Origin of the sequence: Sporomusa acidovorans, assembly GCF_900101845.1 — a bacterium.
In the GTDB taxonomy this organism is placed as follows: Bacteria; Bacillota; Negativicutes; order Sporomusales; family Sporomusaceae; genus Sporomusa; species Sporomusa acidovorans.
In genome coordinates this window covers 18159-33673 of record NZ_FNAM01000035.1, presented here as the reverse complement: position 1 = coordinate 33673, position 15515 = coordinate 18159, and the positions used below count along the sequence as shown (strand labels likewise).

The following is a 15515-nucleotide window of genomic DNA, read 5'->3' as shown; positions in this document are numbered from 1 at the left end:
CTTTACGACATTGCAGCCAACCGATAAAAACGGCTTTCCTCATCCTCAATAAAAGTTTGATAACGGCCTCGCTCCACGATCCTTCCTTTTTCCATAACAAGAATCTGATCGGCATTTTTTATCGTTGAAATCCGGTGAGCCACGATAAGAATTGTCAATTTCCCCCTAAGACCGTCGATCGCCTCTTGGATACGCCTTTCGTTTTCTGTATCCAGCGAACTGGTCGCTTCATCCAAAATAAGCAATGCGGGTTTTCTTAATAGGGCCCTAGCCAAAACGATACGCTGCCGTTCGCCACCCGATAGCCGTATTCCCCGGTCCCCAACCAATGAGTCCAGCCCATTAGGCAACCCTTTGACAAAATCATCAATTGCGGCTAACTGCAGCGCTTGCCACAGGTCTTGCTCTGTTGCCGCAGGGTAGGCCCAAGTTAAATTATCCCGAATACTGGCATTAAACAGAAAAGCATCTTGCGGCACATAGCCGATGGAATGCCGCCACAAGTAGCGATTACTATCAGCAGCAAGCCGCTTATCATCAATCCATATTTCTCCTTGTTCAGGCTCAATTAAGCCAAGAACCAAATCAGCCAACGTACTTTTACCGGCGCCTGATACTCCCACAATAGCGGTTGTTGTTCCTGCAGGTATAAAAAAGTTAACTTTTCTTACTGCATACCGCTGGTTACTCGCGCCATAACGGAAAGAAACATTAGCAACCCGTATTCCTGTTCGCAAATTAAACTTCTCTGTTCTTTGATGCAAATCTCCCTGCTCCGTTTCGGCCTTGCATCGGTTATTAAGATCGGTAACCTTTTGAAATGCCGGCAGCATCATAGTCAACGACTGAAATCCCGCCTGAAAAGAAGAAAATCGCGGCCACAATCTAGTGAAAATAACAAATACTATAATTAACTCTCTGGGGTCACTGTGAAAAATTTCAATGGCAAAAAAGTAAAAAACGCTGATAAAAACTGCTGCCCCCACTCTATATATAAAGGAAGACTGACTACGCAGCTTAGCTAATTCAACAAGCACGCCGCCAATTTTTCTCCAATGATTTTCAAAGTTTTTTACCTGTTGCGCTTCAACACCATAGCTTTTAATCTCTTTAATTCCGTTAAAATGCTCACTGATTTCGGAAAACAGCAGACTGGCGCAATCTGAGAGAGTGGTACTCATTTTACGGGTTCTGCGTATGGTAAACTGCAAGCAGCCAGATAATATTAAACCGCAGAAAAGTACTAATAATGTTAGATAAGGGGCTAAAATAAAAGCAATTCCCACATGAATCACGGCAATCATCGCCGTGATAATCATTTGCAAAAACTGATAGGCCCCTGTGATTACTTTAGGCATTTCTGTAGTTATAACATGAATAATGTCCGCCCTCTTTGTCTCAAGAAAGAATGACCAACGGGCATAGGTTATCGTCTGATAGATATTTGTATATAAATATGTAGCAAAGCTCTCCCTGATACTGCTGTTTAAGATAGACTCATAGCTTTGCAGCCATGCCTGCCCGGCATTGATGCCAATATAGACCATAAGAACAAGCGGCAAAGCAATGCCTGAAATATTTAAGTATTCCTCGACCAGATGCCCAACCCCCGTCGTTTGATTGCTAGTAATACCGGCAAGGGTAAGGAGTGGGAGTAACATCATAATGCTAGCCCCTTCAAGCAAGCCTAAGCCAATAGTTAAGAATAAGTCAAGTATCAATTTTGCCTGTACAAAATTATATAATTTTAAAACATACATAAATAAAGGCTTTAGCATAGTTTCATCCTCAACGCCTTTCACTGCTGCCAGACAAGTCAATAACGACATTACCTGACAATGAGAAGTTTTGGGACAGCCTAAGCATCTTTTACAAAACTGTCCCAAAGCTTCTCACCGTTAGGAACCGCCTAATGTAGCCTGCCATTGCTCGTAATATTTCTTGAAATGATCTCCGTCAGGCATAGGAAGGCCTGGATATAGCCCTCTAAACCATTTTTCAAAATCATCTAACCAATATTCCGTCATCAATATATCTAATTTTGTAACCAGCGGTTTACCCCACTCCTTTTTGCTCATCCACACTCACCCCCTTTCTCGTATATTTTGTCTCTCGAAAGCCAGATTAACGCCTGCCTTTATCTAAATGCTAATTAATTCTTGCGCCGACGGCCTCCCTGTTCGTATAGATATTTGTACAATGCAACGCGTTTCACTTAAGACCGTTTAGACTTTTTCACTGATACGGCAGATATCGATCCTAAAAAAAAAAACGGTAGACAATAATAACCATGCTACTATCAACATACCAACTAACTCTACCATTAAAATACCTCCGTCTCTACGTTCTATCCACTTTCAACATCAGCAAACTTAGCAACGACAGTAAACTTATTACTAATATCGCCTCCTGTCACAATTACGTTTCCAGAGCGAAGCCAGGCATGAGCCATCATTTGATTTTCTAAATTCTTTGCAACCCCCAAATACATCGTATTTTTCAGGTGTCGACGGCGAAGTAATATTTTTCCGGTTATTGCCTGAACCAGGCATTTACTTTCAAAAGGGGTATGGCGGCTAACAGCCAAAATAGCCCATCCTACCTGATTAATAAATATATTCTCATTATCATCAGCATAAGGAGATTCTTGCATATGCTTGCCTAAGTAAGTGGTAATATAGCGAAAAGGAACAAGTACAATAAGCAACCTGACAATTGCCAGTAAAAAAAACACATACAATAATAGCAGCTTGTCATTCCACGAACAGCGAATGTATTTTAAGACTATCCTAAGCAACCTTAACAAGTCCTTCTTGGAATAAAAAGTCAAGAAATTCAATAGTGTCCGCCTGGCACTGTTGTTGCTCAACCTCATATTCTTCACCTAAAACCTGAATTACTTCCGCCACACTTTTGGGAGTTTCAAGCAACTCCCAAATTCTGCTGCCAATAGCATCCATTCCATAATACTTGCCATTTTCTATACTGATCATTACGGTTTCTCCGTCCATTTCAGCAGCTACTATTTCCATAATCCGAAATACCTTGGCATCAGGACTAATACCTTGTTTGTTCATTAACTTATAGCCTCCCTCAAAGTAGCCTCTCACCTTGGATATAAAGCCATCTTGCCGCTATAATCATGCCAAATGATAAAACCTACCAGTTTCATCAGCGGCAAAAGATTGTTTATTATGCTGCAGCAGAATTTCTATCTGTCTATCCAGCGATATTCCTAGTTCCGGCCGCGTCAGCCGAAAAGCCTGTACTTGTTTTATCAAATGTGCACACTGTTTAAAATGAGTGACTTGCATTCCCAAACCGTTTATAAATTCTCCCCGGTAGGTATTCCCCATGATTGTCGTAAGTTTCGCTGCCCCTTTTAGAGGTACTATTGAAACATCTGCACACGGTTTTACAACAATTTCATAAACTGCGGCAACTGGTACCGGGGATCTCCTAAAACCCGCAGCTACCGGGACCGCATACTTATCCTTATCTTCACAAACCCTATCAAAAGCGGCAGTATCTATGCCCATCATTGCAGCGCTAGCCTGCCACAATTTTTGTTGCGGATATCCGGGGTTCACCCAAAATATACCGTTGGGGTCGCATATAATGGCGGAAACATCATCAGCCAGTAAGGGATACCCTTTTTTATGCAGCGCCGCTGCCATAGTTGACTTACCAGCGCCAGATATGCCGGTAAATATCACGCCGCAACCATTAATCACAACCGTGCTGCCATGTATCGGCAACAGTCCTCGCTGCATCAGCAGCACTCCCATAACAGTTCCCAGGAGATACAGTCTAATCATCCGAAAGCTCGCTTGGTTGCAGGGTCTTACTACGATTTCCTCCCCGTTGGTTATACTATAGGAAGCAACTCTATCCACCCGGAACAAAAAACTGCCGGCTGCCGCCTGATAATCATATCCCTCGTTCAGCGAAAAGTCCAGTTTATCCCGCGCATCTCCATAACGAATCCTGACATCGGCAGCATTGCCCGCTACTATAGGCAACTCCGGCAGCACAACTTCAGAATCAATTCGAAGGCCAAAAGCCGAATAGCAATAGTTATTATTTACATCATTATTACATTGCCTCACCGGTATAAATCCTTTCCTTAAAGTGTTACTGCCTCAGTCTTAATCAAATTATAGTTTACCCTTATTTTCCCAGCAAGTTTTCTCGCGTGAACTGCACTTATTTCAACACAAAAGACAACCTTATAACCATTGCCTAGTATTAAGAGGTTGTCTATCTTATCTTTGATAAATATGAATATGTTTAGTCGGTTCCCTTCTACCTGATTTAATCGATAAACCCGTAGGAATACTGTCTGCCGGTAATCACATCTTCATAAAAAGTTTCGGGCATTCATTATTTTTTCTCGTTTTACTGTATAACATAAGTAAACTTCTACGAAATAACCGACATAGGAGTTTATGCCTAACTCTCTGGATAGGTTCAATTTTACATGATTTATTTGACCTTATGTGGCATTTTCCCAAAGTATTATTTTGGCCTGTTCCTCTACCGAATTTGCCCGAAGAACCTTATGGCCCCTGGGGACAGACAATCTACTTTGGGGAATTTCATTTTCAACTTTTATTAGTGCTAGAATTTGTTGGCGGCTTCATCCTTCTAGTTACGTTTATAAAATTACTTTTTGAAAATAGAATTAAGCATTTTCTAAAAACCGGTGAAATATCTCCTCTTCACGGATGTAATTTTTCTGACCCTAAAAACATTTATAAAAATTAGTCAAAAACACCCCAATATCTGATATTAAAAACAGCTTTATTCCCTCAGGCATTGGGGTTTTTGTTGCCAATTGATATTATTGTTAACAACGCCATTACTCCATTCAAGGACATAACTTTAATCTCTTTGCAATGTTAAGTCAATAAAAGTCACCAGCGAATATTATGTAGTAAATGAGTTAAAGCAGGAGCTATCTATAAAAAACAGTAGCGATTCATACCGTTACAAATCGAGGTGGAGGTATTAAAATGGCAATAGAACTTCCTGGAGTTGAACCCGAGGCGATAGAAGAACCAATTGAGCCTCGCGCAATAAATTATGGATTTATTGATGTTAAAAATTTTGGAGTTATAGGTGATGGTATTACTGACGATACGGCTGCATTTAAAGAAATTATTAAAACATATGCGACAAATGCAGTCACATTGATAGTATCGAGTAATGTGGTTATTTCTAGTGATGCAACGATTCCCACTAATATAGGAATACAAATGGTAGATAACGGATGCTTTACGGTTTCCAATGGGGTATTAACTATTAATGGTCCGTTTAGCGCGCCTGATGCTCAGCAAATATTTTCCTCCAATAGCAAGGTTGTCGGTCTAAAATATGCAACTCCACTATGGTGGGGAGCTAAGGGAGACGGCATTACAGATGATACTACAGCCTTTAAACGAGCTGTATATTCCGTAACTTTGCGTTCTGAATACTATTTATCCGATGACTCGCTTAACCCTTGGAATTATGTACGAGCAAACAACATAAAGTATGTCTTAAATCAGGTTGTTCGTTGGTGTATCACTGAAAACGACGATTATCTATCAATATGGAGATGTACTTCCGCAGGAACCTCAGGTGCTACTGCGCCGGATATTACAGGCAAAAAAGTATTAGACACCGTTACAGATGGTACTGTAGTTTGGACGAAATTAAGCGATGGCTATATAAGTCCGGGTAAAGTCTATGTTCCCGCTTCTTTTAATCCTTACATGGTCAATGGTTATAGTGATAATCACAATAGGGGTATAATAATTTACTCCCCAATGACCTTTGAAATGCATCCAAATGCCGTGATCAAACAGGTTCCATTATCAAGCGAAAAAGTTCATTCCATTCTCAACATAAGGCAAGCAAAAAATGTCACCATCAATGGTGGTAAAATATTAGGTGAACGGGTCGATCATAGTTTTACTGGTAACGAAATTACCGTTTTTATGGGAATAGGTGTCGAAATTTTTAGTTCTTATAATGTTACAATAAGAGATATTCACTTGGGTGATTTCATTGGTGATGGTTCTTGCTGTTTTTGTGAGACAAATATGAATATTAATTGTAAAAACATTGTCTATGATAATGTAGTTTTTGAAAACAACACAATGGACGGTTTAACGATTAATTCCGTGTATAATATAAAAGTGATTAATTGTACCTTTTATCACACAAATGGCGCAAATCCTAATTGCGGTATAGACATCGAATCAAGTACTTCAGATACAGGTTCCATTTTTATCTCTAACTGTTTATTTGAGAATAATGTTGAATATGGCATTATTGGCGGGAGTGGCCGTGGTTTTTGTAATGTAATAATCAGCAATAATATTTTTAAAAATAATGGTGTCGGATTGCAACTTAACGGTACTTTTAAAAATGTAAATGTTTTGGGAAATATATATTACGGCGGTACAGGCGGTGTCGTGTGTGGGTCTGGAACAAATATAACGATTAGCGGTAATAAGTTTATTAGTAGCAAGAATGGTATATATACCACATCATCATTTACTACGGGAACTATTACTAACAATACCCTGACAACATTAGAGGCCGCGCTGGTTGGTTCTCCCACAAATTCGCTCATCGCCGACAATTATTTTTGTGAGTGTGGTTCAGCCAATGGTGAAGCTGCCATTAAGCAATCTCCAGAAAATTGTTCATATCTAAATAACGTTTTTGTTTGTTCGGTAAGCACAAGGCCCGCAATGGCATTAAACACTACACCAACAATACCCAGCATTCTAAATGGTAATATTGCCAGATATGGAACTTACGCAAATATGTTTAATGTAAATACCGCACATATTCTTGGCAAAAATTATACATTATGAACTTTCTTTAGTTTCTATTAAAATAATAGTTCACTTCTATACTGTTAATAATGTTTATTGTTATCGAAGACAGACTGGGAAAGCTATGCTTTATAGCTCTCCCAGTCTGTTTTCGACCATGCCGGCATGTGCATTTCGCGTGAATAGTTTTGACCCGTCGCTATTTGTAGGAAACGCGATTTTTCTATAATCTTTGATAACAAAAAACATACAAGTAAGCTACCACCAAAACATATACCCACCAAAAAATAAGGAGAAATCATTTTATCGGCTAGTCTACTGGAAATAACGTAAATAACAGGGGCATGAAATAAATAAACAGTGAAGTTATGACGATTTAAAAACTGATAAATGTTGTTTGTTACTTTTGTATGTTTTTGGTGAAAAGAAAAAATCCATTTCCTGGAGCATTTTTTGTATTACACTTTCGTATATATAGCTTTTATATTATTTTTAAACCCTTTAACGTATCTGCATCCCGCATCAAACATGCCAATAATTCCCTTTATATGAAAGATAATAATTAAAATAAATCCTACTAGGCTAAACAACATTGATAAGTTAAAATCGAGAGTAACAAGTGTTGCTTGGGTAGTAATAACCACCAGGGAAACGTTCACTCTTTTTAAGTTAAATTCCATATTCATAAATTTTGATAAATCTACTAAGCGGTAGGCATATATGACTGTATAGCTAATATATATTGCAATTATTGAACCATACACTCCATATAAGGGAGTTAGTACCATATTCAAAACAATATTGGTAAATGCACCAGTCATAGTTGTTACAAAAACCTTTTTAGTCTTTTTTGCTGCAGTATATAAACTTCCCAAATAAGTCTGTAAATTTCCAATAGTAAAGGCACACATTAAGAGCGGTACATACCTCCAGGCTATATAAAACTCATTTTGAAATAATAATAAGGCTACCAACTTGGAACAAAGAATCAGTCCAGAACTAACTAAAAATGTAATAGTACAGTAGAATTTGTATACTTCACTATAGAAATTTTTATCCCGATCGCCTTCATATTCTTTTATGGCAGAAAGCTGCCATGCCTGCATAAACACTTCAACAAAAACACCCATTATCGAAGGTACCCGGTATGCAATCGAGTAAAGTCCATTTACCGCGAATCCCCAAAACATAGTAACAAAATATCTGCCAGACAGACTTGTAATCCACCACGAAAGGTAATTCGGAACTAACGGTAATCCATAGTGTAACATTGGTCTTGCTATTTCTTTTGATATTGCCGAAAGATTTATTATATCTCGAAAAATTTTTCCAGAAATTAAAAGAAAAATACATGAAACCACATTTGATAATCCCCATGATAAAAGGAAACCATGTGCCCCAAGCCTCAGCCAAGTTAAGAATATAATTGTAAAAGACAATAATGAGATTGCCGTAATTAGACTATCAAAAACATAAAGCTTCACTTTTTCTTTTCCTCTAATGAATTGTGACAGAACTCCTTTGCCGGCTGTAGAAAAGTAAATAAAAGGAAAATATAAAATATAGTTGGAGAATTCGGTTACCAAATATATAAACGGAGTTATTACAACCAGAATAGCTGTTCCAATAAATATTACATACAATGAGAAAGACAATACCTGCGCATTATCTGTACTTTTATCCATTATAAATCTTATTGTTGCTTCAGATAAGCCTAGTGAAAGTAGCGGAATTAATAAATTCATTGTACTTTGTATTAAATCTACCATCCCCAATTCTTCTGTTGACAAATATAAGGTATAGATTGGAACAAGAAAGAAAGTTAAAAACTTAGAGCCAAAATTTCCAATAGAAAACAAAATAGTGTTTTTTAAAAGATACTTTGATTTGTTCATTTAAACTTTCCTTTAAATTTCTTAATTATTTGAATTGACTAAGCCATACTTCAATATTTTTTTGTTTAGGATTAATCTGTGTACTAATACTAGAATTTATAAAACCCGATAATTGATCTAAATTGTTTCTTTCGATACAATTCAATTTATATGTTTTGTTCATTTCCCTTGCGCGATGATCTACAACAATAATTATTGAACGCTTTTTATGTTGCATAGCATAGATCCCACCATGAAGCCGAGTTCCAACATAATCTATATCTTTTTCAAGTATCTTGGCATATTCACAAATACTGGGCGGTATAATTGAAATATCACCAATCTCATCTAGAGTATGAAAGTATTCATAGTCTCCCAATCCTTGTGGCCAAAAATATATTTCCTCATAATTTTCCTTTAAAACATTAATTAGTTTTTGATCATTATTTCTGTCTTTGAAATAATCAGTCAGTGTAAATACGACAGCTTTGGCCTTATTATGCGGTATCTGGTTGCACAAATTCGAATCCAGGGACCAAATAGTTGTACAACCAGTATTGATTGCTTTAAATCCTAGTGAACTGAGCATTTCTTTAGTTATATTATCACGTACGCTATGAATAAAATCGTGTGATAGTATTGAGCGATACAATTTTCTTGTATAATAATTAATTTTGTTACTGATTATTCCACACCCTACACCAAGTAATATACAATCTTTGATTGGTTTACAATTAAATAGATTAATATTCCATGATGGCCATGGTGATATCATGTTTGTTGATAATAAATTCGTTCCACAAACAAATTTATAGTCTATATTATTTAGATCTGTTACCAACGAATTTCGCCTAGTAGTTTGATACCAGTGAAATATGGGAGTATGGGTAGGCATCGTCATTACAAAGCTGTTTTTTGTTATGCTATGTATTGCTTTTCTAGAGGCCTCCATAATAATCTCATCACCTTTATTAGCGGTTGCTACAGATGTGTCAAAAAGTATAATTTTTTTCATTGCTTCCTCCTAACGTTAAATAACCAATTGACTGCTCAAAAAACATCATGCATTATTTTTAATACTTCTTATGCCTTTTAAACTTTTAGACTTCACGGTTAAACATATTGTTAGTAGGATCACGTACTGAGCTATATATTTGTCTCTATGTCTTAAGGCTGTTCCGGCATTGCTAACTCCCCAAGCAAATAATGCCATACCAAATAAATTTATAATTAATAAGGCGATGATAAGTGTCTTTTTTTCCATTACTATGTTGACAGATTTTAATACTTTTAAAGCCATATACAGCACTAAAAAATAAAACATACTACTAAAGACAAATGCAATAATATCGTTAATTCCTCGCCAATCCCATGGCAACGGAGACGCAACAAAGTAGAGCATTCTAATTGGGGTATATAGTAAAAGTTCACTAAGCGATGTCACATTTGCCCCACCAATATGATCGTATCCAGATCTACCGCCACCCGCATCAACAACCTTAGTTGTTATGACAGATACAGAGTCTACGCGATTTACATAGCCAAAAAAAACATTGCCATAATTAATGAAAGTAGCCAGAAATAACGTTAGTAATAGCGTACCTGAAACAATTGATTTAAAAGAAAATTGAAAGTCCTTTTTTTTATGATTATAAAAAACATATACAACGGCATAACCTATTGCATTTGTTATACCACCACTATGATACATGGCCGCAAAAAAAGATAATGCGCAAGCTAATACAAAGTTAGCAATTACGCCCGACTTCCACCACCTGATAAAAAAATACAAGGACAAGGCTAAAATAAAAATCATCAATGACTCTCGCAAAAGAATAACTGATAAAATTATGTAATTAGGAAGGAAAGAAATTAAAAATAACCCAATCTTTTTTGATTTATCCGATATTTCTAATCTGTTAAATATTGAATTGCAAAGCATTATTGTAAAAATAGAACAAAGTAAGTTTAGATACTGTAGTAATATCCTGTATTCACCGAAATAACGATAAAATAAACCAAATGTTTTCGTCACCATACCAGCATTACTATCATTATATATTGCAAAATCTAAAGCGGAATTCTGAAAGAACTCAGAATCAAGTCCACTATTAGGCAATAGCCAAATGTCACGTGCGTAAATATCCCACAACAAGGCAAAAATCCTAAGTACATAAGCCAGGCACAATACAGTAACAAAAAACGAATCCGTTGGTCTCTTATATTTATACAAAACAGACGTAAATAACCCGATAGAAGAAAGAGTAATAATAATCCACGAAATAACATCTCCATTTAAATGTAACCCATTAATTTTAATAAAATATAATAATAATCCCTCTATAATGGTAAATAAAAGAAATATACTCATTTCATATCCTTCAACTCTACATATTTTTTTAAATAATATTCTTCTAGCCACTTTGCAGTCGTTTTTATATCATAACCAGCCTTGCCAAACTCAACTTGCATATCCTTCCTTTTGAATCCTCTTTCATATTTGAGAACTATCTTAGCCCATTCGTGAGGTGGTTTATTTAACGATATAAACTGACATTGACCAACTATATTGGTCTCTTTTGAAATTGCATCAGACAAAATACATGGTAAGCCTGCTGCCTGTGCCTCAATAACTGCAACAGGAACTCCTTCATAGAGCGAAGGAAATAAAAATACATCTATTGCCTGCATCAAATTAGGAATATCAGAACGTACACCCGTTAAAATCACACTATCATTAAGATTTAGTTTTTTAATTTTAGATGCTATTTTTCTTTTTAATTCACCGTCCCCGATTAGAAGTAAAACTGTATCAGGATTTTTATCATGAATACATTTAAAAATATCAACTATAAACCATTGATTTTTATTTACATCCATCCTGCCAACGTGTCCTATAACGAACTTATTCTTGATGCCAAGTTTTGTTTTCACTTCATAAGCGATTTGAGAATTATAAACAAATTTTTCTGTATCGATTGCATTATTTAGAATAATTGCTGGCTTACTTTTAGAACCAAATAAAGCATCTCTAGCTGCATAGCCACATGCAAATCCATCGGTCACATACCTCCACATTAATTGCTCAAAAGTGATCTTTATCATTTTTTTTATTCGAGCGTGGATTTGAATACCTTTTATCGGTGAATTTGCACAATGAGAATGGACTATAATAATCGGAACACCTTGTCTGCTTGCCTCTCTGTATACAAAAAAACCCGTTTCTCCCATATGCCCGTGTAAAATCTTATATTCCTTATGTTCATAAAAAAATGTTTTTAGACATTTTGTATATCTATATAAATTTAAAAATCGAAGTTTTGGCATCCGATAAATTTTGCCTCCCATCGATTCTATTTCATCATCATAGCTTCCTCGTTCTTGGTAGTACACCATAAAATCAAATTGGATTTTAGTACGGTCTATCTGACGATATAAATTCATTACCATCGTTTCTGCCCCACCACGGTTCATGATTGTAAATAAATTCAGAACTCTAATTGGCTGCATAATTACCTCCAAAACATCTAAATTTTGTTGTTATTTTGATCAATTATTCCGCAACATTTGAAGAGCATAGCTTGTCTTATCACTTGAAAAATATAATCCCTACTGCCTTTTTCTTAAATACTCAACTGCCAAGAGCATAAAGACCAAAGCAAGCGTAAGTTTAAATTTGCATAATCCAAAAAACATCTTCCATTTTAACGGTAAACATTTGAATTTAAATCTTTCATATGCTTCGCGGTATCGTTCTGTTTCTAACATGTTCTTTAAGCGCCTGGCCTTTTTAATTATTGATTTTTCAGATGCATAAATTTCATTTAAGCCCAATCCAATCATGCTAAACACTATTCTATTATCAAGCGCCTCATGATAAACAGGTTCATCACAGTATTTATATATGAAATCTTGCATAATATCATATAAATTTTGCCATCTTTCAAATAAATCTGTCTTATGTGTAGATGTTAAAGAAGATTGATTTGTTTTTCGGTAATGGTATAGCGGCATATCTATATAAACAAATTTAGCAAAGTAATAATAAACATAAATTTGGAATAAAGCATCTTCTGTTCCAATTAGTTTTGTATCGAGAAAGTCTACACTTGCGGCAATTTCTCTTCTATAAAGTTGCATACAAGCAGACACAATTAAATCACAATCCTCCGGTCTACTTAATTCCTTTTCTACAAGACCGAATAATCTTCTATGGAATCTATATTTTGTTTCGTTTTTCTCTAATACCAAATATTCTTCCTTAAAAATGTGATTGACTACGGATCTATTTTTGAACTCCTTTACATAGGAACACATGACACAATCAGCGTTTTCTAAACTCGCAGTGCCATATAATTTCTCACAAATATTTAAGTCAACCCAATCGTCACCATCAACAAACATAATATATTCACCAGTTGCTACTTTTAACCCCCTATTTCTTGCACCAGATAAACCCATATTCTTTTGGTTAATAACCATTATTCTAGAATCATTTTGAGCATATTCGTTTAATATTCCTATTGAATTATCCGGACTTCCATCATTAATACATATAATTTCAATATTTTCCAAAGTTTGATTCACAAGACTATCTAAACACTGTCTAAGATATAGTTCCACATCGTATACTGGTACGATAATGCTGATTTTAGGAGGAGAGCTGATAAAATTTTGTTTTCCCGGCATCACATCAATATCTCCCTATAAATTTGATTTGTCTCGACATAGACAACATCTTTACTGAACTTTTGTATATTTTCTAAATTAGTTCTTGCCATCTTCTTTCTTTGTTCCTCTTTATAAATCAATAGATTCAATTTTTCTGCGAATGAATCGACATCACCCGGCTTACACAAGTAACCGCCTTTGCCGTCCTCAAGCAAATCGATATTACCCCGAATTTTAGAACAAACAATAGGTAATCCGGCTGCCATTGCTTCCATCACTGAAACAGGCAACCCTTCATGATATGAAGCAAACGCAAACAAGTCAGCTATGTGTACAATCTCAGAAATATCTCTACGATATCCCGCAAAAATTATCTTATTTGATAAATTATATGAATTACAAATATCCTCAAGATAGCTTTTCAAGTGTCCTTCTCCACAAATCAAGTAATATAAATTAGGTGCTTTAATTTTTGCTAATGCTCTAATTATTGTTTCATGGTTTTTATTTTCGTTTAGTTCGCCAATTGATAATATAAGGAAAGATTCTTGTGGAATTCCTAATTCGGCTCTTTTAACATTTTTATTCACAATTGTTTTTTGTATTGCATTTACATCAAAGCCTATGCCATGAATATATCTTTCATTATTTTTATTCCACTTTTTTAGCACTTCTAATTCTTCTTGATTCATTGCCATTACAGCGACCATCTTATCACAAATCCATTTTTCGATCGGGTAATATAACATCCAGCTTTTTAATGAACTACCCTTATAAAATGACATTCCATGCGGCGTAAACACGTATTTTGTAGTGCTGTTACTAGACATAGCTATTCGAGTTATTAAGCCACCCGTTTCTGTATGAGCATGAATCATATCAAATTTTTCTTTTTTGAATAGCTCTCGACAAATTTTAATTACGGCTAAGTTTTTTATTAAAGAGCTGCGCTGAAATGGCATTTGATGCACCACAATTCCTTGATACTCAATTTGTTTTTTATAGCGTAAGTTATGTTGTATAGTTTCATTAGTACCATGCTCAAAATTTGCAGCAATGTGTATTTCACACTGCAGGTCTTTCAAAATATTAATATTGACTTTATTAAATCGTTCATGTACAGACGACATAGGTGCTAATAGTAATACCTTCTTCACTTTATCCCATCCAAAAATTCATAAATTATTTTTGCTGTGAAGTCCAACTCAGCTTTGTCATATCTCTGATCAATAGTAACTGGAATAATATACTTTGATAGCCAATATTCATACGAATCTTCTGGTAAACTTTCTAATAAATAACTCCACCAATGACCTTGATAAATTTTGTTTGCTAACAGCTTCGCAAGCAAATCATCGTTCTCAACCACCAAAGGGTACACCATGGGGATACAGTCTTCATCATAATACATTCTTGGGTTAATCTTATTAATTCCGCCAAATAAGTTACAAGCAATGTCAAAGTTTTCTCTACGTTTCTTTTTGATTAAATCATAGTTGGTTCCATCTAGTATGGCGCGTGTTAACTTTGACATCTTTTTGATATCGGAATTATTAATTCGCTGCTCGTTTAGTAATTTTGCCTCATAGCTCTTGCCTGCACAGCCATATTCGATTCTTTGCAGGAGAAATAGGCTGGTATCAGACGAGATGTCCTGCTCATATTCTTCCAGCTGTGTAACTGTACCAGTTCCTATAACATAAGCACCATCCGGCACACCAATAAACTTTCTTGCGGAATACACACTGATACAGTCAGAAAGTGGTTTGGAAAAAAAGGCTTGTGAGTTATCAATTATCACGTTTTTATACCTACTTGATAAATTTTCCAACCTGCTCTGACCCATTATGCCAAAATAATTGGCAATAACTATGGCAGAATCAGTAGGAATTTTCTGTATCAACGGGTTAAACTTTTCATCAATCGAATAGTAACGGACGCCAATTTCCTTCCTAACAAGAAAGTCTCTAACCGTATCACACTGATAAAAAGGAAGAAATACTGTACTACATTCTAGCACACGAGCTGCATGAAAAATTCCTGCCCTGCCGCTATTTAATCTCGCTATACCAGGTCCCGAATAGTACTCATTTTGTCTAGGAAATTCCATTTCAATAAAACTGCCAATCTCCATCTAATC

Annotated in this window: 14 protein-coding genes; 2 read left to right on the top strand and 12 right to left on the bottom strand. The window is 35.8% G+C overall.

The features are described 5' to 3' along the window. Window positions 1-2: 2 nt before the first annotated feature. The 5 genes from BLR65_RS20285 to BLR65_RS20265 form a co-directional block, all read right to left on the bottom strand. Entirely contained in the window at window positions 3-1829 is a 1827-nt protein-coding gene (locus tag BLR65_RS20285) for an ABC transporter ATP-binding protein (RefSeq protein WP_093796003.1), read from the bottom strand. Window positions 1830-1898: 69 nt separating this feature from the next. After that, window positions 1899-2078 carry a hypothetical protein gene (locus BLR65_RS20280; protein WP_093796002.1) on the bottom strand — a complete coding sequence of 60 codons (180 nt, stop codon included), beginning with the start codon at window positions 2076-2078 and terminating at the stop codon, window positions 1899-1901. Window positions 2079-2347: 269 nt separating this feature from the next. Continuing rightward, a complete protein-coding gene (locus tag BLR65_RS20275; protein WP_093796001.1) occupies window positions 2348-2875 on the bottom strand; it encodes a lasso peptide biosynthesis B2 protein in 528 nt (175 codons plus the stop codon). Beyond that, complete coding sequence (locus BLR65_RS20270; protein WP_093796000.1) at window positions 2790-3077, bottom strand: lasso peptide biosynthesis PqqD family chaperone; 288 nt, start codon at window positions 3075-3077, stop codon at window positions 2790-2792. Before BLR65_RS20270 ends, BLR65_RS20275 begins: the two co-directional genes overlap by 86 nt. Before the next feature lie 63 nt (window positions 3078-3140). After that, window positions 3141-4109 carry a phosphoenolpyruvate carboxykinase (ATP) gene (locus BLR65_RS20265; RefSeq protein WP_093795999.1) on the bottom strand — a complete coding sequence of 323 codons (969 nt, stop codon included), beginning with the start codon at window positions 4107-4109 and terminating at the stop codon, window positions 3141-3143. A 175-nt stretch (window positions 4110-4284) separates the two neighbouring features. Here BLR65_RS20265 and BLR65_RS31850 point away from each other — a divergent pair, with 175 nt between their 5' ends. Both BLR65_RS31850 and BLR65_RS20255 read left to right on the top strand, forming a co-directional pair. After that, the gene (locus BLR65_RS31850; RefSeq protein ID WP_093795998.1) at window positions 4285-4767 is read left to right on the top strand and encodes a metal-dependent hydrolase; all 483 of its coding nucleotides are present in this window, start codon (window positions 4285-4287) and stop codon (window positions 4765-4767) included. A gap of 248 nt (window positions 4768-5015) precedes the next feature. Further along, complete coding sequence (locus BLR65_RS20255; protein WP_093795997.1) at window positions 5016-6869, top strand: NosD domain-containing protein; 1854 nt, start codon at window positions 5016-5018, stop codon at window positions 6867-6869. A gap of 419 nt (window positions 6870-7288) precedes the next feature. Here BLR65_RS20255 and BLR65_RS20250 read toward each other — a convergent pair whose 3' ends face one another. From BLR65_RS20250 to BLR65_RS20220, 7 genes are all read right to left on the bottom strand, one after another. Beyond that, window positions 7289-8725, bottom strand: a complete 1437-nt coding sequence (locus tag BLR65_RS20250) for a lipopolysaccharide biosynthesis protein (protein ID WP_093795996.1) — start codon at window positions 8723-8725, stop codon at window positions 7289-7291. Between the two features lie 25 nt (window positions 8726-8750). After that, window positions 8751-9719, bottom strand: coding sequence for a polysaccharide pyruvyl transferase family protein (locus BLR65_RS20245; RefSeq protein ID WP_093795995.1), 969 nt, complete (start codon window positions 9717-9719; stop codon window positions 8751-8753). Between the two features lie 45 nt (window positions 9720-9764). Beyond that, a complete protein-coding gene (locus BLR65_RS20240) occupies window positions 9765-11126 on the bottom strand; it encodes a hypothetical protein (protein ID WP_143122621.1) in 1362 nt (453 codons plus the stop codon). Next, window positions 11072-12214 carry a glycosyltransferase family 1 protein gene (locus BLR65_RS20235; RefSeq protein WP_093795993.1) on the bottom strand — a complete coding sequence of 381 codons (1143 nt, stop codon included), beginning with the start codon at window positions 12212-12214 and terminating at the stop codon, window positions 11072-11074. The genes BLR65_RS20240 and BLR65_RS20235 overlap by 55 nt, the downstream gene beginning before the upstream one ends. Before the next feature lie 99 nt (window positions 12215-12313). Continuing rightward, window positions 12314-13393: a glycosyltransferase family 2 protein gene (locus tag BLR65_RS20230; RefSeq protein ID WP_093795992.1), complete on the bottom strand. Its 1080-nt coding sequence runs from the start codon at window positions 13391-13393 to the stop codon at window positions 12314-12316. After that, a complete protein-coding gene (locus BLR65_RS20225; protein ID WP_093795991.1) occupies window positions 13393-14532 on the bottom strand; it encodes a glycosyltransferase in 1140 nt (379 codons plus the stop codon). Before BLR65_RS20225 ends, BLR65_RS20230 begins: the two co-directional genes overlap by 1 nt. Further along, window positions 14529-15509, bottom strand: coding sequence for a hypothetical protein (locus tag BLR65_RS20220; RefSeq protein ID WP_093795990.1), 981 nt, complete (start codon window positions 15507-15509; stop codon window positions 14529-14531). The genes BLR65_RS20225 and BLR65_RS20220 overlap by 4 nt, the downstream gene beginning before the upstream one ends. Window positions 15510-15515: the final 6 nt, after the last annotated feature.

Excerpts from the sequence above, each read along its gene's own strand:
- BLR65_RS20270 (WP_093796000.1), bottom strand. The coding sequence starts at position 3,077 with ATGAACAAACAAGGTATTAGTCCTGATGCCAAGGTATTTCGGATTATG.
- BLR65_RS20250 (WP_093795996.1), bottom strand. The coding sequence starts at position 8,725 with ATGAACAAATCAAAGTATCTTTTAAAAAACACTATTTTGTTTTCTATT.
- BLR65_RS20245 (WP_093795995.1), bottom strand. The coding sequence starts at position 9,719 with ATGAAAAAAATTATACTTTTTGACACATCTGTAGCAACCGCTAATAAA.
- BLR65_RS20220 (WP_093795990.1), bottom strand. The coding sequence starts at position 15,509 with ATGGAGATTGGCAGTTTTATTGAAATGGAATTTCCTAGACAAAATGAG.
- BLR65_RS20280 (WP_093796002.1), bottom strand. The coding sequence starts at position 2,078 with ATGAGCAAAAAGGAGTGGGGTAAACCGCTGGTTACAAAATTAGATATA.
- BLR65_RS20235 (WP_093795993.1), bottom strand. The coding sequence starts at position 12,214 with ATGCAGCCAATTAGAGTTCTGAATTTATTTACAATCATGAACCGTGGT.
- BLR65_RS20230 (WP_093795992.1), bottom strand. The coding sequence starts at position 13,393 with ATGCCGGGAAAACAAAATTTTATCAGCTCTCCTCCTAAAATCAGCATT.
- BLR65_RS20285 (WP_093796003.1), bottom strand. The coding sequence starts at position 1,829 with ATGTCGTTATTGACTTGTCTGGCAGCAGTGAAAGGCGTTGAGGATGAA.
- BLR65_RS20275 (WP_093796001.1), bottom strand. The coding sequence starts at position 2,875 with ATGAGGTTGAGCAACAACAGTGCCAGGCGGACACTATTGAATTTCTTG.
- BLR65_RS20255 (WP_093795997.1), top strand. The coding sequence starts at position 5,016 with ATGGCAATAGAACTTCCTGGAGTTGAACCCGAGGCGATAGAAGAACCA.